The organism is Acidovorax sp. GW460-11-11-14-LB4 (assembly GCF_059423685.1).
The window spans coordinates 1-837 of the sequence record NZ_JBWKYJ010000150.1 but is presented as its reverse complement, the minus strand read 5'-3'; the positions used below and the strand labels follow the sequence as shown (position 1 = coordinate 837).

Annotated in this window: 1 protein-coding gene; it reads left to right on the top strand. The window is 72.2% G+C overall.

Going from position 1 to position 837, the window contains the following annotated elements; genetic code table 11:
• Nucleotides 1-34: 34 nt before the first annotated feature.
• A partial coding sequence (locus AC07X4_RS23970) for a TolC family protein (protein ID WP_494741546.1) occupies nucleotides 35-837 on the top strand: 803 nt, incomplete at its 3' end.

Here is an 837-nt window from a genome sequence, read left to right as displayed (position 1 = left end):
ACCCCGCCCACCACCCCGAACAGAAGGGCAAGCCATGATCAGCACCCACCGCCTTTCCGTGCTGGCTGCCGCCACCCTGCTGGCGGGCTGCGCCAGCGTGTCGCCCGACGGCCTGCGCAGTGATGTCGCAGCTCTCACCGCGGGCCGTACCGCCGGTGTGGCGCAGGCGGCCTTGCCTGCCATGGACCCGAGCGCCCGCGCAAAGGCCCAGCAGTCCATTGACGGCTGGCTTGCCCAGCCCCTGACACAAGACGCCGCCGTGCGCATTGCCCTGCTCAACAACCCCGGCCTGCAAGCCCGCCTGGCCGCACTGGGCGTGGCCGATGCCGAGCGGGTGCAGGCCATCTCGCTGCCCAACCCGCACCTGACCCTGGGGCGCTTCACCAACAGCCAGGAGCGTGAGATCGAACGCACCCTGGCCTTTGGCCTGATGGATCTGATCACTCTGCCCTGGCGCACCCAGCGCGAGGCAGAGCGCCTGCAGATAGCCACACTGCAAGCCGCGCAGGACGTGGTGCAACTGGCCGCAGACACCCGCCGTGCCTGGCTGCGCGCCGTGGCGGCCGAGCAGGTGGCTGCCACGCACGACCGCATGGTCGAAGCCGCCGAAGTGGGGGCCGAGCTGGCACGCCGCATGGCGCAGGTAGGCAACTGGAGCCGCCTGCAGCAGGCCCGCGAGCAAGCCGTGCTGCACGAGGCCAACAGCCAGCGCGCCCGCGCCCGGCTGGCGGCCGCCACCGCCCGCGAAGACCTGAACCGACGCCTGGGCGTGTGGGGCGCGCAGGCGCGATACCAGCTGGTACCGCAGCTGCCCCCTCTGCCCGCCACCCCCTTGCC